This is a genomic window from Shewanella sp. SG41-4 (assembly GCF_014164505.1).
GTDB lineage: Bacteria > Pseudomonadota > Gammaproteobacteria > Enterobacterales > Shewanellaceae > Shewanella.
Genome location: NZ_JACJFI010000621.1, coordinates 1 through 1,239 on the forward strand (window position 1 = coordinate 1; position 1,239 = coordinate 1,239).

At 37.4% G+C, this 1,239-nt stretch carries 1 protein-coding gene and 1 pseudogene; both read left to right on the plus strand.

Features of this window, described 5'->3' with window-relative positions:
- Nucleotides 1-330 precede the first annotated feature (330 nt).
- Entirely contained in the window at nt 331-630 is a 300-nt protein-coding gene (locus tag H5202_RS22750) for a hypothetical protein (protein ID WP_182774019.1), read from the plus strand.
- A 65-nt stretch (nt 631-695) separates the two neighbouring features.
- Nucleotides 696-1,239: pseudogene (locus H5202_RS22755) on the plus strand (site-specific integrase); the annotation flags it as partial.

Consider the following 1,239-nt stretch of genomic DNA (forward strand, 5'->3'; position numbering starts at 1 on the left):
GCCAAGTATGCTTCAGAATATTACATTAACGCTGAACATAAGTTACCCATTTAGCAGTTAAATCGACCATTTACTTGAGCTATATCATGATCAACAGCACAGAAGTGGTGTGAAGTCACATAATGTAATTGATAATCATTCTCATCAATGTATTATTAAGCTATAACATTCATATTTACTTGATGAGAAGGGAATAGCACAAAATCAGAGAGTGTTGAATTCTTCAATTATTAATTCTTATCTAATCGTTCTCATCATGGTTACGAGAATAGAGTCGCGAAAATGGTGTTAACTGAAATAGAGTTGCTTAGGGTGAAATAAGGAGTGCACATGAACAGAATGAATGTGTCTATCGATGCAAATAAAGTGGCCCAATTGATTAAAGCAGGTCATTTATGTGCTGCAGACTTAACATGCCTAGACAGGGCAACTAAACAAACCCTATGGCAATTGTGTTTATGGAGCTGCAAAAAAAGGTCAACTTGTCTCAATAAGCAATGTCAGCAGTCGTGTATGCCATCAACAGCAGTAGAGAATTGTATGCAGCAGTTTATAACAGACAAGGACATTGCAGTGTCAACATATCCAAACTCATCGTTAAAATTCAGTCCAATTGATGCCGATAAATAACATTATCGGCATCAAACAAAAAACAGTATAATAAGGCAATGTAATCAATAACCTATATTTAATTTATGAGCAATAATATCATTGATGAACTTCCACCAGTATTACCACTATTTGATGCTGCGGAGTATGTATTGCAAGGTAATGCGTCCGTTAATCAGTACATTACCCGAATTTCAATAGATAAAGTGGCGGATGCAGGACTCATCATAGAGCATTGTGCCGATTGGTTATTTGAGCAAAAGCAGTCAGAAAACAACTATAAAGCCTACCGTAGTGAATTAACCACATATCTTCATTGGTGTTTTGATGTAGTTGCATTATCGCCAATCGCGGTGACACGTAAAGACATCGCAAAATACATCGATTACTGCCAATCACCGCCACAAGCACTGATTGGCTATTTCAATGTTGCGCAATTCAAACTCGATAAAGCCACCGGAGAGCGATCGCCAAACCCACAATGGCGGCCGTTTATTGGTAAAAAATACCTAGGGAAATGCCTACCATATCAACTGAGTGATAATGCGTTAAAGACTAAAATAGCGATATTATCATCATTTTACGGCTATCTAATTAGCGAAGAATATACCGAGCGTAATCCAGCTCAGT

Bases quoted from the DNA above. Each gene is read 5' to 3' on its own strand.
- H5202_RS22750 (WP_182774019.1), top strand. From the start codon at position 331: ATGAACAGAATGAATGTGTCTATCGATGCAAATAAAGTGGCCCAATTG.